Genomic DNA, 19049 nt, shown 5'->3' on the forward strand with positions numbered 1-19049 from the left:
AAATAAACCCTTTTTTAGTCAATAGTCTTTATATAATATTAACATATGGAAGTCCCCCAAACACTACTTTCAGAGAACATTTGTATAGATAACTACACTCTTTTTGAAAAAATTGGAGAAGGAGGTTATGGATTAGTTTTCAAAGCAAAGCAACTAAGTACAAACCAATTAGTAGCCATTAAAACTATAAAATTTACAAATAACATAGATGAAGAAACCAAAACAAGACAATTAGAACGCTTCGAACGAGAAACGAAATTATGTGCAGAAATTAATCACCCTCATATTGTAAAAATACTAGATAAAGGACATGTACAAAATGGAGCACCTTTTATTGCTTTTGAATACGTAGAAGGAGAAACTCTAAAAGATTACATATTAAAAAAGAAAGGGCTAGATACCATTGAAATGGCCCATTTAATGGAACAAATACTAGACGCTCTCGCTTATGCTCATGGTAAAGGGATCGTACACCGAGATTTAAAACCAAGCAACATAATGGTTTCTGAATTAAGTTCCAAAAAACATATAAAGATCTTAGACTTTGGTATTGGAGCTTTTACTAGAGACTTTCGATCAGCTGATTACAAAAACCTCACTGTTACTCAAGACATACTAGGGACTCCAATGTACAGTTCTCCAGAGCAATTAAGAGGAGAGCCACCAACTGTAAAGTCAGATATATATGCCTGGGGACTTATTGCTCTTGAGTGTTTAACGGGAAAACCAGTAATGAATGGAGGATCTATAGCTGAAATATTTCAGCAGCAATTAATGCCGTCGAGTGTACCTATTCCGTCCTCAATATTAGGACATGAATTTGCTAACCTACTTCGAAGAGTTTTAGATAAAAAACCAAAAAATAGAATTGAAAGCGTTGAAACTATCTTAAAAGAGTTTCATCTCATCAACTTTAATACATTAACAGGAAAACTTGTAGATGACAATAATATCGTAGATTCTGAACAAATTACTGTTAAAAACAATTCTTTTTATCATTATAGTTTTCAATCACGAAAACAGTTAACCATCATTTGTTTAAAACTAAATTTGAATATTACTGACAATACATCAATTGATCTTGAAGTACTTGATGCTATTCAGAAAGACCAATTAAACTTGTGCAAAGATACTGCGATTCGCTATGGAGGATACGTATCTGAATCATTTTTAAACAATCTTGCCATCTATTTTGGTTATCCTGAGTCAAATGATACAGATGCTAGAAGAGCTGGAAGAACGGCTTTAGAGCTAATAAATGATATTAAAAAACGAAGCACTTTATTATTACAACAATATGGTGTATCGTTAAGTATACAATTAGGCATGCACACAGGAACTAGCCTAATACAACGAAATCAGCTACCAGAAGGGAGTACAGCTAATAAAGCTTTTGATTTGGCACATACAGCTACTCCAGGAAATGTTTTTGTAAGTAGCACTTCTCAAAAAATACTGGCTCCTTACTTAGATTTTAAAGAAGTTAAAAATAATATATCTAAGTCTCAAGTAAATACAATTTATCAATTAATAGGAGAAAGAAGTATTGAAGCCTTATCATCATTAAAACCATGGAGTGGTTCCAGAAAACTGGTAGGTAGAGAGCGAGAAAAGAAAGAAATATTAAAATTATGGAATAATAGTACTGATGAAGGTCGCGCCATCATACTAAACGGTCAAGCTGGTATTGGAAAATCAAAACTAACCTATGAAATAAAAAAAGAGGTACAATTACAAGGAATAAAAGTCAAAGAATGCAGATGTCTTCCAGAGCAACAAAATAATGCTTTATATCCTTTTTTAGAGCTACTACGAAACACATTAGGTATCAATAACTTAAAAAACAACAACGATATTATTACTAAAATTGGAGAAGTTTTGAAAGTAGCTAATTGTCAAGAAAAAGATAGTTTACCATTACTTTGTTCCTGGCTATCCATACCATTGCCGTCCGACCGAACCATACATCTAATATCTCCATTAGAGCAAAAGAAAATACTATTCGCTACATTAAAACAATGTTTATTTCAAATTGAGAAAGAAGAACAGTTTCTATTTGTCTTAGAAGATTTACACTGGTTAGATTTGACAAGTTTGGAGTTCGTAGAATACCTTTTATCTGATATTCATAATAATAATTATATGTTATTAATGACTACGAGGCCTTCATTTAATAACATCTGGAAGAATAAACATCTTGTTCAAATTGATATTCCGGTTTTACCGCAACAGGCTGTACAACTAATTTTACAAGAAATGTTGAACAATAAACCTGTTACAGATAAAGCATTAAAATATGTTGTAAAAAAGGCTGATGGAATTCCTCTTTATACTGAAGAGTTAATAACTATGCTTATTGAACAAGGTTATCTCGAGCTAAAAAATGATATTTATAATATCAAACCTGATATTGACGAGTTAATTCCAACAACTTTACAAGACTTATTGAATGCGCGATTAGATGGTTTAGGAATTGTAAAGGAAACGGCACAGCAAGCTGCTGCTATTGGTCGAGAATTTAGTTATGAACTTTTAGTCAAATCTTCAATAAAAGATGAAGGAGCAATACAAAACGATTTACATCTTCTTATAGATGCTAATTTAATTTACGAACAGCGAAGAGTAGAAGGTGCTACTTATATTTTTCGCCATGCATTAATTAGAGATGCGGCCTATGAAAGTATGCTTACATCACATCAAAAAGAAGTGCATCTACGAATAGCAAATAGTTTGGAAACATATTTTCCAGAAGCTGTGGAAGAATCCCCGATGAATATAGCGCAACATTTAGCTCAAGCAAGACTTTTTGAAAAAGCTACTGATTATGGAATTAAAGATATTGAAAAACAGTTAAAAAGTTCTGCTAATTATGAAGCCATTGCTATTGGAAAAATAGTAGCAAAATGGATTAACAATATTTCTGACAAATTTATTAAGGAAGAATTAAAATTAAAAAGAGACGCCATTATTCTTCCCGCTGTAATGACAACCAGTGGATATGGTAGTGAAGAGCTTTTTCAACTCAGCAATGAAATTAAAAAATCTGTAGAATTGTTAAATAACATTGCTCCTAATATTGATTTAAAATTTAGGAACGAATGCCTTGATAAAGCTGACTTGATTGAGTTTTTATGTTTCCATTATACATCCCAAAGAATTAAAGCTGAAAAATTAGGAAATCAAATTTTGGAAAGAGCTATTACAAGCAAAAATAGACAGCATGAAATGCTCGTATTAATTCATTTAGCACATGCTTATCAGATTGATGGTGAATGGGAAAAAGCCAAAATTCAATTTGAAAGAGTTATTTCGCTTTATGACGAAAGATGTGATTCAAATTTGGCCAATGAATATGGAATACATGTTAAGGCTCAAGGTTTATCAATGTCCTCTTTTAGTTATTTATATTTAGGTAATCCGAATAAAGCTCTTTTAAAAATTAAAGAAGCTATTACTTATTCCGAAAAAATTAATCATGATAGTTCTATAGCTTTTGCTTATGTTTTTTTAGGATTATATGGTTATTTCAGTGGTAACTACGACTTGGTAAAAGCTGAAACAGCAAAGTATAAACGTAAACACAATAAAACCAGAGAAGAAGTATGGCATACTATTTTTATAGATTTACTTCACGCCTGTAGTCATAAAAAATTAGAGATGGCGGAGAATTACTTACAAGAAATTTTGGACTCAGGTCAAGATATAGTATTAGCTTGGTATGCCCCTTATATAGCTGATTTATATTTAGATGAAAACAAACCTGATTTAGCCATTGAATTAATAGAAAGGACTAAAAGAATTGTTTTTGAAAAAAAAATGCGCGGAGCTTACTCTTTTATTCTTCATGCTTTAGGAAAATGTTATTATAACAAAAGCAATTATTTAAGTAAAGAGGTTAAAGATGAACTCGATGAAGCCATCTTTCATGCAAGAACAGGTAATGATGTGTTTTTTGAGGCTCAAATACTTACATATTACTACAAATTAATTAAGGATCATAGAGCGAATAATAAAATAATTCATAGGTTAAAAGAGCTTATTAAGTTATTTGACAGCCCAGAAAATATGCCTCGGTCGAAGGTTTATACCGATACGTTACTATTAATTAAGGGAAAGAATGTAAACATGAATAAAAAATAAATTAATAACTACTATAATCTAATTATTATGGATGAATCAAAAGAAATATCAATTTTAAATCGAGATGATTGGGACAACATATCGAATCAAATAATAACCTATTACTGGAGTAATTATGAAATATTAAAAGACAAAATAAGTACAGAAAATATATTATATGAAATTCTCAAGAAATTAAATGTTAACAATTTTGTCGCTGAAGTTCAAGAAAAAGAATTTAATAATACCATTTACTTTGTAAATAAAGAATATAAAGGTGGTAAAATAGAGATAGGAGATAAAAGTAAAGGTGAATCTTATAAATCAATTAGCGAATGGGCATATAAAAATGGATATAATATTTTACTCGAACTTCAATCAAATTTCTATGAAATCAATGAATCTAAAGGAACAAATAAAATATCGCCAAAATTTAATAAAGACCTCTCTTATACTACTACCAATGGCTGGAGTAATTTGAAGGGGGATTTATTATTGCAAATTCCTACATATTTAAAGTTTAAAGATTTAGAAAAAGAAATAAGTATTGATAAGGTCTATAAAAAAAATATAGAAGAGCTTATTAGTAATCATGATTCTGTGCCTCATAAGGCATTACAAGAAGTTTGTTTAAACATACTATCTCTCTTTACTTTATCCGAAGCAGCATTTCCTTTCGGTAAGCAGATATTCGGATCAACAATGAATAAATCTTATAACTTCAAAAAGAAAATAACATATAATGGTGATATCGACGACTATTACAAGAACCTAATAAATCAAGAAACTGATTCATTAAAATTTAAGTATTCAACAACAAATAATAGTCAAGTAAACGACCGAGGAGGAATAACTGGGTTTCAAGATGATTTTGAATATTTACAATTTATTCCTAGAATGATATCCTATATATGGGATCATCCCCAAATAGGTAATAAAGATCATATCTTTATATTAAATGATCAAAAAGAATTATTAGCAAAATTAGGATATCAAATACCATCAGGTTTAGAAATTAAAGTAAAACCAACTACCCAAATTTTAGAGATCAATAGAAAGGAAAAATATATCGAAATTAACATAGATCTAAATCAATATTTCAGTACACTTCAAATAGATATTCCTGCACCACCAGAATCTTATGTTCAACCTATTGCTTTATCTGATTTATTGGCTATGAGAATTAATGAACCTTTTACGACACTTTAATCTAATAGAAGAAAAGTCAAATTATATGGCAAAAGGTATAAAGACTGAGTTCGAATCAAGAATAAACTACGAAACTAATGGTTTTGTTTTTTACAAAAACTGCCTATGTAAAGATGTTTTAAATAAAGCGTTACAAGGAGTTTTAGCCGTTAGAAAAGGTTTTTTCAACAAATACCGACCTAGTTCGCTTATTTCGATTAATAATCCTAATCAAATACAAAGAATTACTCAAATACACCATGCTAATAAAGCAGTATTCGAAATGCTCAGTCAAAGTGGCATTGGAAAAATGGTCCGAACAATAACGGGTGCTAAAAATATAAAAATTTGGGGGTCACAGTTATACTACAAACCTCCAAGAAGTGGTATTACTGGGCAGGTGGGGTTCCATTGTGATGCTGAACATCTTCCATTTTTGACTGGAGATATGATTACAGGATGGATTCCTTTAACCTCTATATCGGACAACTCAGGACCTTTGGTTTATGTAAATGAATCTCATAAATGGCAAGTTAATTTTAAATATTCTGGTGGAGAAAAGCAAAATTTAACTAAACAAACTAAATTAATGCAAGAACAACACCCTGGTGTTGAATGGGTTGAAACTAAAGCTCTTTTAGAAGTAGGAGACATCTCTTTCCACCACAAAGACGTTTTACATTGCAGTACTCAAAATTTGAGTAATGCTCCAAGAATTGCAATTAGTTTTGGTATAATGACCGAAAAAACAAAGTTTGTCGATAACCAGGAAGATTATGGTATCCGGAAAATTATAAATAATCCTGAATATTCGCCAGAACTCTAATAAAAACTATAACTACTACGAATAAAATGACTTATAAAATCCATGATTCTGATAGACATGTTATTGAACCTATAGAAATATGGGAGCAATATGTCGAAAAAGAGATTTTTGAAAAACACCCTGTATATCTTAAAACGAATAAAAATGCCAAAGGAGAAGAACTTCCTGCGGAATATATGATAGGTTCATATCCGATTGTAAAGTACTGGACAAAGTCTTTACAAGAAGAGTCAAACTTAATCAATAAAGAAACCCTGTTGCAAAGACATCAAGCTAAAACAGGGGTTGGACAGTTACAAAGTATGGATTTAACCAATATAGCCATCGCTAATATTTTTCCAACCTTTGCCTTAGGCGTTATTTACCATAGCGAAATACCTTCATATGTAGCCGTGGCTTATGCAAAAGCATACAATAAATGGTTGAATGATTATTGTAATGTTAATCCAAAGAGATTAAAAGCTGTCGGTATCATTAATAGACATGATCCTTATGAAATGATTGTTCAAGTAAAAGAAGTAATTTCTTATGGATGGAAAACTATAATCTTACGTCCTGAAGAGATTAATGGACGTACTTTAGGTCATAAGGATTACGAAGGGTTTTGGAAAATCTGCACTGAAAATAACATTTCAATAGCATTTCATGGTGGCGCACATTTTCATGGGAAATCAGTAGGAACAGATCGATTTAATGATCGCTTTTCGTTATTAGCAACAACACATCCGTTTGAAATTATTAGTGCTTTTATATCGTTACTTACCTCGGGGGTGTTAGAACGATACCCAACCTTAAAATTTGCTTTTTTAGAAGCTGGTTCTTCATGGCTTCCCTATTGGTTATGGCGTTTGGACACTATCTGCTATCCAGATTTCCCGAATCAAACCAAAGAAAATATTAAAATGCTTCCATCTGAGTATTTTAAGAGGCAATGTTGGATAGCAATAGAACCAGGGGAACCTTGCTTAAGGGAGGTAATAAATATTATAGGTAGTAATAGACTATTGTTTGCAAGTGATTTCCCTCATCCTGATCATGAACACCTCAATTCTGACGATGTGCCAAGTAAATTACCTGAATTAACTGATTCAGAACTAAAAGAGATATTCGAGTTAAATGCTCGGGAGTTTTTTAATTATGAAGAAGAACATGAGCATGCTAATTATAATTAACTATTAGATTCTTATAATGCAAAGCTTTCTTGAAGAGAGAACCGAGTATATACAATGGCATCCACGTTTCAATTTGTACATTTTAGAGAATAAGGACCTTTTGTTATTTGGGGAAGTTGAACAGTTTTTATTGAAAGCCAATGATTTCCCAGGGTTTCATTTAATAAATGAACAAAAAGATAAAACAAGTGTATCAAGTATTCTTCAGGCAATGGAACCTGCTGAAAAAAACTTATTTATCTATCAGGTAGCACAATTAACAACTTCAAAGTTGTTAATTAAAGGTTGTTCAAATACTATAAATAGTATCAAAGGGAAATATGTACAACCATCTGATAAGATTTTTGAGTTACCTATTTATCCGATAGAAACAGAAATTATTTCTATAAATCAAACAATGCGTATGTATTGGCTGTCGTTACTTTCAATTAAAGATCGCCAAGAAATTAAAAATAAGGTATTTGGTGAAATGCCTTATTTTTCCCCTTCATTTATTGACATTGTATTTGTAGATGATTTTTTAGATGGACGAATAACTAATCTTCCTTTTAAGGAAAAATTTATGGTTGTTAAAATTAGTGGAGACATCGTTAAGATACTTCCCGTTTTTTCGAAAGAATCATTTTCTCTTTTTACTAAGGTTCAACGAAGAATATCAAAGAATCAACCTATTAAAGAGGCTCTGAAGAAGAAGTTTCCAAAACAAAAATCGTCTTATAAGTTTAGAAAAAACAGAAACTTCAATAAAGATCAAATTGAAATCCTAAGATCAATTATTTTAGAACAACTGAACAGCCTTGCTAGTACCTCACTGATTACTTATAATTTAATTACAAATAAAACCGAAAAGCATCCCATAGATAAGACCTTAACGAATAATGATGATATTGCGAATCAATTACATAGTCCTTTGTTATTGAGAAATCGAAAAGTTTTTTATACAGAAGACGGAGGCTCAAGAATATGTACCCCGCAAGAGACATTAGAAAAACTACTTCCACTAATAAGCGCTGAAACAGGTATAATTAATCGTATCGAAAAAATTCCTTCAGAAATAAACACGCAAATTCAAATTTTTAGAACAGGACATTATAAATTTTTTACCAATACAGATTTTCAATTTAATATCGCTGATTTTGTTCAAACAAGCTTAGGAAAAGGAGTGAGCGTACTACAATCAAAAGTTAGTGCTTTATCAGAGTCTATTGAACGCTACAATGCACTTTATCAGCAAGATATTCCTCTATATCGAAAAGCACTATCCGAAATAAAAGCTTTAGGGTATCGCACCTATAATTTTCATGAAATAGCACCATTTTCTGAGCAACAGTATATAGAATTCGAAAGTAATCATCAAAACTCAAAGTTAAAACAAGCTGTATTTCGGTACAATAATGAAAAAATTCATTGGTTACCTGTTTGGTCATTGACTAAAAAGGAACACGTGTATTTTCCGTTAGTGCATTGTTTTAGCAATATTCCTTTTCAGGATTCTCGATTCGGAAAATGGAACTCTAACGGTTGTGCAGCAGGTAATGTACTCGAAGAAGCTGTTTTACAAGGTCTATTTGAATTAATAGAACGCGATGCTACTGCAATTTGGTGGTATAATAAAGTAACTTGTCCTATTTTTAAATTAACTAGCATAGACGCTTCTGCACTTGAAAAGTTTAAAAAGAGCATGAAAAACTATAATTTTTGGATTTTAGATATTACTAATGATTTAGGGATTCCAACAATGGTTGGTATAGCAAAAGATAAAACTTCTGGCAAATTTACTTTAGGGTTCGGTTGTCATTTAATTCCAGAATTGGCTGCTCAACGTGCCTTAACAGAACTCTGCCAGTTGATTCCTATTAGAAATACACAAACAGCTCCTTTTGACTTTAATGCTATTGAAGATGGAGCTTTTCTTTATGGAGTAAATACTAATTCGAAGAAAGAGTATAGTTTAGAATATAAAAATGATTTAAAAACGAATATAAAAACTATTCTAACGCACTTTCAAAAACTAGATTTAGAAGTATTAGTGTTAAATTATAGCAGAAACTCCATTCCTCTTTCCACCGTAAAAGTGTTTGTTCCTGGGTTATGTCATATTTGGCCTCAACTAGCTAATAATAGGCTTTATAAGGTTCCTAAAACATTAGGATGGTTATCACAGCAAAAGACAGAGGAAGAACTTAATTCTCAAGGGTTGTATGTTTAATGATAGAGTTTTATTAAATAATAAAGTGATATAACCTGATATATTTTTTTACACCAGTTTTCAAGAGCTTTGTCTAAGTAATAATTGAAGTACAGAGACCTCAATTATTTAATATTAAAATAATTGCTTAGGCGTATTCCGAAAAGCCAGAAAAGAGTAGGAGTGTAAATAAAACCAAACTATTATGTCAAATGTTGAATCAAAACTAGTTACTTATTATAATGCGAGTGGAGTCCCTTTAGAAAAGGCGGCAGAACTACCTTATACTACCGTAAATTTAGCTTTTTTATATACAAGTTATGATGCTCCACTAACATTGAAACTAGGTGGGGCAATTGCCGCAAGAGATACTCCTCCAGTATTAACAGAAACAACAAAAAACGCTGTGTCAAAAATTCAAAATGCTGGAAAAAAGGTATTAATCTCCTTTGGAGGAGGTGATATGGGGTATGAAGCTTATGCTCAACTTGTTGGAAAAGAAAAAGAATTGGGCACAGCAATAGCATCGTTTATTAAAGATAATAATCTAAATGGTATTGATATTGATTATGAGGACACAGCTGGGTTTAACGGAACAGCTGGGTATAACGGAGCTCAATTCTTAATTGATCTTACCAAAGCTTTAAGAGAAGAATTACCAAACTCTGACTATATCATTACTCATGCTCCACAACCTCCTTATTTTGAACCTGAGAAATATGGATATACTACAGGTGCCTACGCCAAAATAATGGAAGAAGTAGGAAATTTAATTGATTGGCTTAATGTACAATTTTACAACAACCCTCCATGGAGTGGAAACCCTCCACAAATTGTATCTTCATACGAGCAGTTTTCTAAATTACCAGGAATTACTGCAGAAAAACTACTCATAGGTCTTCCAGTCACTAAAAATGATGCTTCTCCAGAAAGTTATATCCCTATCAACACAATTATTACCGAAATTATAGAACCTATTCAAAATAATGGTACACTTGGAGGTATGATGAATTGGCAGTTTTCTAGTGATGTTGGCGGTGATTGGGCCAAAAGAATTGGAAGTGCACTAAGTTTAGTTCCTCAAAATGCTTAATGATATAATATATTTTTTTAATTACTTAAGAATACTTTTATCAAAGCATTCTTAACAAAATCAAATAAGATGAAAACAAAAGATATTCACATAAAATTATTTAATAATAAAAGTAAGTGCTGGGAAGCATTTCCTAGAAGTAAAAATCATGAAATTGAACTAAATGATATAAGCAATGGTAATCAGGATCAAAAATGGACCATTAGAGAAGATAAAATAACAATTCTTACGAAAAATGAAGGGGAAAAAGTTGCTGAATGTTATCCTAATTCTAATCGTTTAGAAACTTCTAACAACCATTCAGGTAATAAAGATCAAAAATTTCAATTCAGGCCTGTAGAAAATGAAGCAGATAATGTGTTTTTCATTTTTTGTAATACTAAAAACAGAGGAGAAAAGTATGTATACGGTAACTCTAAAAATCAATCAGGAATAGGTCTTCGAGACTTTAATTCTACCGATTCAGAGTTATACTGGATAATAGACTAACTTAATTATATATAGACCCGATTGATCTTGCCTTAAAACAATATTAAGATACAGGAAGCCTTAGGGCTTCCTTTTAATACTTCTCAATAATTCCCAAATAGGATGTTTAAAGTTTTTTGGGGAAATTCTAAATACTAAAATACTTTTCCCATCTTCTTGAAGAAAATACTGATTGACAGTAATATTCAAATCAATCATTTTACCAGTATGAAATCCATCAAAAAGCCTCATTTTACCAATAATTTTTTCAGAACTATTTTCTCTTAACAGAAAAAGAGCATTAGGTCTAGGAAAAGTAGTTTTCCAATGATTAGGGATCATTAACCCTTCAAAATATCCTTCAAAGTTCTTCTCAATTTCAATTAATGTTAAACGAGAATTGGTATTAATCTTCCAAGCCATTATTAAAGACCAAAACTGATCGTTATTAGGATCTGACCAAAATGGTGAAAAACGGAGTTCTTCAAATCCTGTTAATTCCACTTTTGGAGCCCAATCAATAGGAAACTTTATAATTTCTTTTCCCCAATTATTTGTTGAAAGTATGGATAGATTTTCATCCTCTTGGCTTAATGTTATCAATGGATTAATTATAAGAAACAGAACAAATAATAAATATTTCATAAATTAAGTTTTAACGAAATTAGGCCTCAATGAAGTAGTGTAAGTATAAAAGAATGTCAAAAAACTGTAAATACTTGTAAAAAGAAAATCGACAAGAAAAATCTACTATTTTAAACTCAAAATTTAGTTATAAGATCATATTTTACTCTGACGAAATTATCATTTACTCACTTTAAGTAGCTTTTATGTTGGTATTTAGCCTTAAAATTAAAAATATCTTATTATGTTTAAAAAATACCGATTACTTAAATGGATTTCATTATTTGTCCTTTTTCTATTAGCTGTAACAGTATCATTTGTTTTTTGGCTGAGAAGTGTTTTACCTCCTATAGACCATAGTTTAGAAGCAACAATGGTTAAAGATATTCCTTATTTATCAGAAAATAACACTCCTAATAAAGGGAAAATATTAGCTGTTGTAACAAGCATTAACACTATGGGAGAAACTGGAAAAAGCACTGGATATGAACTTACGGAATTGTCTCGTCCTTATTATGTTTTTAAAGCAAACGGATTTGAAGTAGATATAGCAAGTACAAAAGGAGGGAAGGCTCCAGTAGTAATTGATGATGAAGATATGGGGAAGTTCGATTATGCTTTTTTAAATGACAAAGAAGCACAACAAAAAGCATCGAATACCATCGCTATAGAAAATATAAACCCCGAAGATTATCAAGCAGTATATTTTGTCGGTGGAAAGGGAACTATGTTTGATTTTCCAGACAACAAAGCCATTCAATTGATTGTTAAAAACTACTATCAATCAAATAAGGTAATTGGGGCCGTTTGTCATGGCCCTTCGGCTTTAGTGAATGTAACGCTTGATAATGGAAAGTCTTTACTTGAAAATAAAAAAGTAAGTGGTTTTACCAATGAAGAAGAGTTATTTCTAATACCAGACGCTAAAGAAATATTTCCCTTTCTTCTTCAAGACAAACTAACTGAGCAAGGAGCTACATTCAACAAAGGTCTCATGTATTTGAATAAAGTGAGTCATGATAATAATATAATAACGGGTCAAAACCCTTGGTCTACCTGGGATTTAGCTGAAAAAATGATCGAACAACTTGGATACACTCCTAAATTTAGAAATAGAACCGATGAAGAAAATGCAGTAGATGTTTTAATTACCTACAAAACAGAGGGAAAAACTAAAGCTAAGGAAATCATTAAAAAGCTAATACTTTCAGAGCATAAACCTATTAATAGAATGTTAATAGCTAAACATGCTATTATTGGGGCTATGGATTGGAAGCTTGGCGATTTTACCAATCTGATGAATCTAGTTTCTTTTGTAAAAAGCTGTGAATCTGAATAAAGCAAATATTACGGTATGATCATCTTTAAATGTGATATTTCATTTACTTTTGAAGAAAATAATTGACCTTTGAATTTTTTAGATATACTTCTAATTGTTATAAGCACTGCAGGACTTTTACATGGTTCTGCATTTGCCATTTATCTTGTATTCGTTAAAAAGAAGCCGAGTTTAACCAATTACCTCTTGGCTTTGATTTTAGCTTTTATGGCTTTTAGAATTGGTAAATCTGTTGTCTTGCACTTTAGTAATGATTTAGAGCCTCTCTTTATATTTATAGGACTTACATTTATGTTACTCATTGGACCTTTATTGAAATGGTATATCTCAGGGATGACTGTGGTTAATTTTAAATTAAAACCTCGATATTATTTTGAATTAGTACCTTTCATATTACTTTTTTCTTCTAGTTTGTTTGTAACTAAAAACTGGTTTAACACACATAGCAAAGAAGTTATTATCGTCTTTGCCAGCGTTCTTTTTTTTGTGTATTTACATTTCGCTTTTTATATATTTCTTGCATATCGTGATCTAAAAAAAACTAAACTTTCATTACAAGATACAGAGATCACAAAATCTCAAAGTAGAATTATTTCTTGGTTACACATGCTAATCATTGGGTTCGTTATTATTTGGATCTCTTATTTTTTAAACATTATTGATAATACTGTTCCTTATTTAGTTGGTCCTATTATGTATTCAATTGTGGTTTATTTTTTAAGTTTCAAAGCATATCAATTAAAAACCACAGAAATTGATGGAAACGTCTTTAAAAAGAACGAAAATGCGACTTTGTTCCAACAATTATCTGAAAACATTGCTATTAACGAGCTTTTTTTGAATCCAAACCTTTCATTGGCTGATTTAGGATTGTTAATTAAAAAAACACCTCAAAAAACCTCAGAAATTATTAACCAAAATGCCAAACAGAACTTTAATGATTTTATCAATGGTTTTAGAATATCAAAAGCAAAAGACTTACTAATAAAACATAATGAGCTTACTATTTCAAGTATTGCATTCGATTCTGGGTTTAACAGTCTTTCATCTTTTAATGCCGCTTTTAAAAAAAACACAGGAGTAACTCCTTCTACCTACCGAAAATCCAATAATAATTAAGAGTTTTTATTTCAAAGATTATATTATGAAGTATACTTTGCACAAGGTGTGCACTTAATTAATTGATATCTTTGTTTCAGTGAAAACATTAAGTATCATATTATCTCTTTTAATTCTCGTTTTATCAACGATGGAATGCTCTGATACGGCATTCTTTGAGAATATTCAACAATCAAAAATGGATATAAGCCATGAGCATGAAGAAGGGAATCATGATACTTGCCCAGTTACTTGTTTATGTAATTGCTGTGGTATGACAATTGCTTTCCAGGAGATGTTAGTTTTCAATCTTCCTGTAACTTCAGAAGAACTTTCTTTGTTAGTAACATCTTATCAATCTACTTATAGGTTTGAAAGCCTTTTTAATATTTGGCAGCCTCCCAAATTTATAAGTTAAATATAGAACTAAGTGAGGTATACATCAGTTAATTTTCTGATGATTCCTTGAAAATTCTGTATCACTATTTGAATCACAAAGTATCATTTAGTGAATCACAATGTTTAACTTATTATTAATGTAATTCAATGTACAAACATATATTGAGCTTTGTGCTCACAGCAATCATGTGCCTTTCTATAAATGCGCAAACATCTAGTATTACCGTCAAAGTGATTAGTAGCCATGAAAATGAACCTTTAATGGGGGCAACTATCTATGTTCAAGAGCTTCAAAAAGGGGCTACCACTAATTTTGATGGTATTGCCAAACTAAATAATATACCAAACGGAAAATATACTGTCACAATTTCATTTATTGGTTTTGAAAGTATCAATACCAATATAATAGCCCCAACAAACCAACCTTTAACGATTGAACTAAGTGAAGCTAATAATCAACTTGAAACAGTTGTTTTACAAACAACCAGAAGTACCAGAACAATTAAAAGAATTCCTACAAGAATAGAGTTCATAGGAACAGAGGAACTAGGAGAAAAAGCCATTATGAATCCAGCAAATGTTTCTATGGTACTCAGAGAAAGTACAGGAATCCAAATGCAACAAACTTCGTTAAGCAGTGGTAATACGAATATTCGAATTCAAGGATTAGATGGTCGTTATACACAGTTGTTAAGAGATGGATTTCCTCTGTATAGCGGATTTTCAAGTGGGTTAAGCATTCTTCAAATACCTCCATTAGATTTAAAACAATTCGAAATTATTAAAGGAAGTTCGTCAACTTTATATGGAGGAGGAGCTATAGCCGGTTTAGTTAATATGGTTTCTAAAACACCTGAGGAAACACCATCTTTAGATATTATGTTAACTCAAACACAAGCCCTTGGAAGTACTGCTAATGTGTTTTATAGCAAAAGAAACGAAAAATTTGGAGTAACACTATATGGTTCTGGGCACTATCAAAATACCTTTGATCCAGAAAACGATCATTTTAGTAACCTTCCAGAAACAAAATCTATTTCCTTTAACCCTAAACTGTTTTACTATCCTTCAGAGAAAACAACTATTTGGTTTGGACTTAATGGAACCTATGACGAACGCGAAGGTGGTGATATGGATAAAATGGAGAACGGAGAAAATGGAATTCATCAATATACTGAAAAGAACATATCGAAAAGATTAAGTAGTCAATTTGTCTATGAAACTAATTTAGACTCTATAAGTTCTTTTCAAATTAAGAATAGTATTTCTTTCTTTGATAGGAATTTAATTATTCCTGATTTTCAATTTAAGGGCAAACAAACCAATACTTTTACTGAAATAAGCTATTATAAAGACTTAGAAAAAATTTATTGGACCTTTGGAGCCAATTTATATACTACTAATTTTAATGAAGATGATAAATCTCAATTACAAAGAAATCAAAATGATATTACCTATGGTGCATTTGTTAATAATGTTTTAGATCTTTCCGACAATTGGATCTTAGAATCTGGATTAAGAATTGATTATAATAATGACTTTGGGTTATTTCCTTTACCCAAAATTTCTTTGCTTTATAAAAAAAATGGGTTTTCCTCAAGAATAGGAGGTGGTTTAGGTTATAAAATCCCTGATATATTTACCGAAGAGGCTGAATATATTAACTTTCAAAATATTTTAGGAATAGACAAGTCTACAATAAAAGCAGAGCATTCATATGGAGTTAATTTGGATTTCAACTATCGCCGTAAACTAACGGATGATTTAACTTTCTCTATAAATCAATTGTTTTACTTATCATCCATTAGTAATGGACTCTTACTAAACAATACGAATAACGGCTTTTTTAAATTTGAAAACGCTCGAGGTAGTATTTTAAGTAAAGGAGCTGAAACTAATATAAAGTTTACTTATAAAGATTTTAGATGGTTCCTTAATTACGCTCTTATTGATGCTCAATTAAATTATCTTACCGGTAATCCTCAAAAACCACTAACCGCTAAACATAATGCTGGAAGTGTACTAATGTATGAGACTGATAAATGGCGAATTGGTTATGAAACTTATTACACAGGAAAGCAATTTTTATCAAATGGAACAAAAACTACTGATTTTGTCACTATGGGTCTTTTATTAATGCGTAATTTTAAACTCGGAAGCATATTTGTTAATTTCGAGAACTTTACTGATCAAAGACAAAGTAAATTTTCACCTTTAGTATTGCCTCCACATGAAAATCCAACATTTCCTGAGATTTACGCTCCAACAGATGGTTTTATCTTTAGTTTAGGGGTAATTATTAAACCTTTTGGAAATAATGATCATGATTAACTATGGAAAAAGTAGAACAATTATTAAAATCAAAAAATATTCGTGTTACTGCCATGCGATTGCTAATATTCCAACTTCTTGCAGAAAAGAATGTTGCGGTTGCATTGAGTGATATTGAAAAAGCTTTTGAAAAGTCTGATAGAACCACTTTATACAGAACAATCAAAACTTTTGAAGAAAATGACATTGTACATCAAATTGATGATGGCACAGGAGTAATTAAATATGCTTTGTGTCAAAAAGATTGTAATTGCGAAATAGAAACTGATTTACACTTGCATTTTCGCTGTAATGTTTGCGAACAGACCATTTGTTTAACAGATCATAAAATTCCACAAATAAAAATACCCGATGGTTTTATAGCCGAAAATGTAAACTTAGTCGTAAAGGGAATTTGCGACAAATGCAATATTGATTAATACAAAGCGAGAACTAAAAGTAAAATAGTTCTCGCTTTTTGAAATATAATATTTTGTATTTTAGGTGAATAAAACTAATCATGAGAAAATACTTTTATTACCTATTAAGCGTATTTCTTTTCATTCAATATTCAAACGCCCAAGATAGAATTACAGGTAAATCCTTTGCTACTCGATCAGTAGTACTAGGTCAAAACGGAATGGTTGCTACAAGCCATCCTTTAGCAACGCAAATTGGACTGGACATTTTAAAAAATGGCGGTAATGCTATTGATGCGGCTATTGCAGCCAATGCAGCATTGGGTTTAATGGAACCTACAGGTTGTGGAATTGGAGGAGATCTATTTGCTATCGTTTGGGATGGAAAGACAAAAAAACTATACGGATTAAATGCTAGTGGTCGTTCTCCTAAAGAACTCTCCTTAGCTTATTTTGAGAAGCAAAAATTAAAAAAAATCCCAGCTTTTGGACCACTTCCAGTAAGTGTTCCAGGCACTGTTGATGGATGGTTTGAACTTCATAAAAAATTCGGTTCAAAACCCATGACTGAAATTTTAGCTCCTGCAATTGATTATGCCGAAAAAGGGTTTCCACTCACTCAGCTAATCTCTTGGTATATGAATAGAAGTGTTCCTTTTTTTAAATCTAAAGGCTTCCCGAATATTGCAGAAACGTATATCAATCAAAATGAAGGAAAACTGCCTAAGGAAGGAGAAATCTATAAAAATCCATATTTAGCAAATACATACAGAAAAATAGCAAAAGGAGGTAGAGAAGAATTCTATAGAGGAAGCATTGCTAAAACCATTGCTAGCTTTATTAAAGCGCAAGGTGGTTTTTTATCTACGAAAGATCTTGCTTCCCATAAATCAGAATGGGTAGAACCAGTATCTGTGAACTATAGAGGGTATGATGTATGGGAGTTACCACCGAATGGGCAAGGTATCGCAGCCCTTCAAATGCTACAAATATTGAAAGGTTATGATTTCTCTAATATAGAATTTGGTAGTGCTGAACACCTTCATTTATTTACTGAAGCCAAAAAACTAGCTTTTGAAGATCGTGCTAAATACTATGCAGACATGGACTTTTTTGATGTTCCTCTAAAACAATTACTTTCGGATGAATATGGTGAGGAAAGAAGAAAACTAATTGGTGAAAGAGCTGGAAAGTACAGTGCTGGTAAAATTTCGGCAGGTGAAACAATTTATATGACTGTTGCAGACAAAGAGGGAACAATGATTTCCTTAATTCAAAGTAACTACCGAGGAATGGGATCAGGAATGGTACCACCTAAATTAGGTTTTATGCTTCAGGATAGAGGAGAGCTTTTCAGTCTAGAAAAAGGACAGGCAAATACTTATGAACCTGGTAAAAGACCTTTTCATACAATAATCCCGGCCTTTATTACTAAAGATGGGAAACCTTACGTTAGTTTTGGTGTAATGGGAGGAGATTTTCAACCTCAAGGTCATACACAAATAGTTATGAATCTTATTGATTTCGGTATGAACCTACAAGAAGCTGGTGATGCTCCAAGATGGGATCATACCGGAGGTGCTAGCCCAACTGGTGAAAAAACTACAAATACAGGTATGATACGAACAGAATCAGGTATTCCATATTCAACCATAAGAGTGCTAATGGGAAAAGGTCATCGAATGGGAACAGCAAGAGGTGTTTACGGAGGTTATCAAGCTATTATGTGGGATGACAAAAATAAAGTGTACCATGGTGCTTCTGAAAGTCGAAAAGATGGAAACGCAGCTGGGTATTAATGTTATT

At 31.5% G+C, this 19049-nt stretch carries 14 protein-coding genes; 13 read left to right on the forward strand and 1 reads right to left on the reverse strand.

What is annotated here, in order from left to right:
* The first annotated feature begins 45 nt into the window (after nt 1-45).
* The 7 genes from ACKTTV_RS12070 (at nt 46) to ACKTTV_RS12100 (ending at nt 11075) form a co-directional block, all read left to right on the forward strand.
* Nucleotides 46-4140: a TOMM system kinase/cyclase fusion protein gene (locus tag ACKTTV_RS12070; protein WP_408031091.1), complete on the forward strand. Its 4095-nt coding sequence runs from the start codon at nt 46-48 to the stop codon at nt 4138-4140.
* A gap of 27 nt (nt 4141-4167) precedes the next feature.
* The gene (locus ACKTTV_RS12075; RefSeq protein ID WP_408031092.1) at nt 4168-5328 is read left to right on the forward strand and encodes a hypothetical protein; all 1161 of its coding nucleotides are present in this window, start codon (nt 4168-4170) and stop codon (nt 5326-5328) included.
* A gap of 25 nt (nt 5329-5353) precedes the next feature.
* The gene (locus tag ACKTTV_RS12080) at nt 5354-6133 is read left to right on the forward strand and encodes a phytanoyl-CoA dioxygenase family protein (RefSeq protein ID WP_408031093.1); all 780 of its coding nucleotides are present in this window, start codon (nt 5354-5356) and stop codon (nt 6131-6133) included.
* A 26-nt stretch (nt 6134-6159) separates the two neighbouring features.
* On the forward strand, nt 6160-7305 hold the full coding sequence (locus ACKTTV_RS12085) for an amidohydrolase family protein (protein ID WP_408031094.1): 1146 nt from the start codon (nt 6160-6162) through the stop codon (nt 7303-7305).
* 16 nt (nt 7306-7321) lie between these two features.
* A complete protein-coding gene (locus ACKTTV_RS12090; RefSeq protein WP_408031095.1) occupies nt 7322-9514 on the forward strand; it encodes a YcaO-like family protein in 2193 nt (730 codons plus the stop codon).
* Nucleotides 9515-9698: 184 nt separating this feature from the next.
* A complete protein-coding gene (locus tag ACKTTV_RS12095; protein WP_408031096.1) occupies nt 9699-10586 on the forward strand; it encodes a glycoside hydrolase family 18 protein in 888 nt (295 codons plus the stop codon).
* A 69-nt stretch (nt 10587-10655) separates the two neighbouring features.
* Nucleotides 10656-11075, forward strand: a complete 420-nt coding sequence (locus tag ACKTTV_RS12100) for a hypothetical protein (protein ID WP_408031097.1) — start codon at nt 10656-10658, stop codon at nt 11073-11075.
* A gap of 60 nt (nt 11076-11135) precedes the next feature.
* On the opposite strand, the gene ACKTTV_RS12105 is transcribed toward ACKTTV_RS12100, so the two are convergent.
* Nucleotides 11136-11699 carry a hypothetical protein gene (locus tag ACKTTV_RS12105; RefSeq protein WP_408031098.1) on the reverse strand — a complete coding sequence of 188 codons (564 nt, stop codon included), beginning with the start codon at nt 11697-11699 and terminating at the stop codon, nt 11136-11138.
* Between the two features lie 223 nt (nt 11700-11922).
* Between ACKTTV_RS12105 and ACKTTV_RS12110 the strand changes: the two genes are divergently transcribed.
* From ACKTTV_RS12110 to ggt, 6 genes are all read left to right on the forward strand, one after another.
* The gene (locus ACKTTV_RS12110) at nt 11923-13017 is read left to right on the forward strand and encodes a type 1 glutamine amidotransferase domain-containing protein (RefSeq protein ID WP_408031099.1); all 1095 of its coding nucleotides are present in this window, start codon (nt 11923-11925) and stop codon (nt 13015-13017) included.
* A gap of 69 nt (nt 13018-13086) precedes the next feature.
* Nucleotides 13087-14136 carry a helix-turn-helix domain-containing protein gene (locus ACKTTV_RS12115; RefSeq protein ID WP_408031100.1) on the forward strand — a complete coding sequence of 350 codons (1050 nt, stop codon included), beginning with the start codon at nt 13087-13089 and terminating at the stop codon, nt 14134-14136.
* Between the two features lie 79 nt (nt 14137-14215).
* Nucleotides 14216-14533 carry a DUF6660 family protein gene (locus ACKTTV_RS12120; RefSeq protein WP_408031101.1) on the forward strand — a complete coding sequence of 106 codons (318 nt, stop codon included), beginning with the start codon at nt 14216-14218 and terminating at the stop codon, nt 14531-14533.
* Nucleotides 14534-14661: 128 nt separating this feature from the next.
* Entirely contained in the window at nt 14662-16845 is a 2184-nt protein-coding gene (locus ACKTTV_RS12125) for a TonB-dependent receptor (RefSeq protein WP_408031102.1), read from the forward strand.
* 2 nt (nt 16846-16847) lie between these two features.
* Entirely contained in the window at nt 16848-17264 is a 417-nt protein-coding gene (locus tag ACKTTV_RS12130) for a Fur family transcriptional regulator (protein WP_408031103.1), read from the forward strand.
* Between the two features lie 80 nt (nt 17265-17344).
* Nucleotides 17345-19042 carry a gamma-glutamyltransferase gene (gene ggt, locus ACKTTV_RS12135; protein ID WP_408031104.1) on the forward strand — a complete coding sequence of 566 codons (1698 nt, stop codon included), beginning with the start codon at nt 17345-17347 and terminating at the stop codon, nt 19040-19042.
* The last annotated feature ends 7 nt before the right edge of the window (nt 19043-19049 follow it).

Source organism: Tenacibaculum xiamenense (genome assembly GCF_964513065.1).
In the GTDB taxonomy this organism is placed as follows: Bacteria; Bacteroidota; Bacteroidia; order Flavobacteriales; family Flavobacteriaceae; genus Polaribacter; species Polaribacter xiamenense.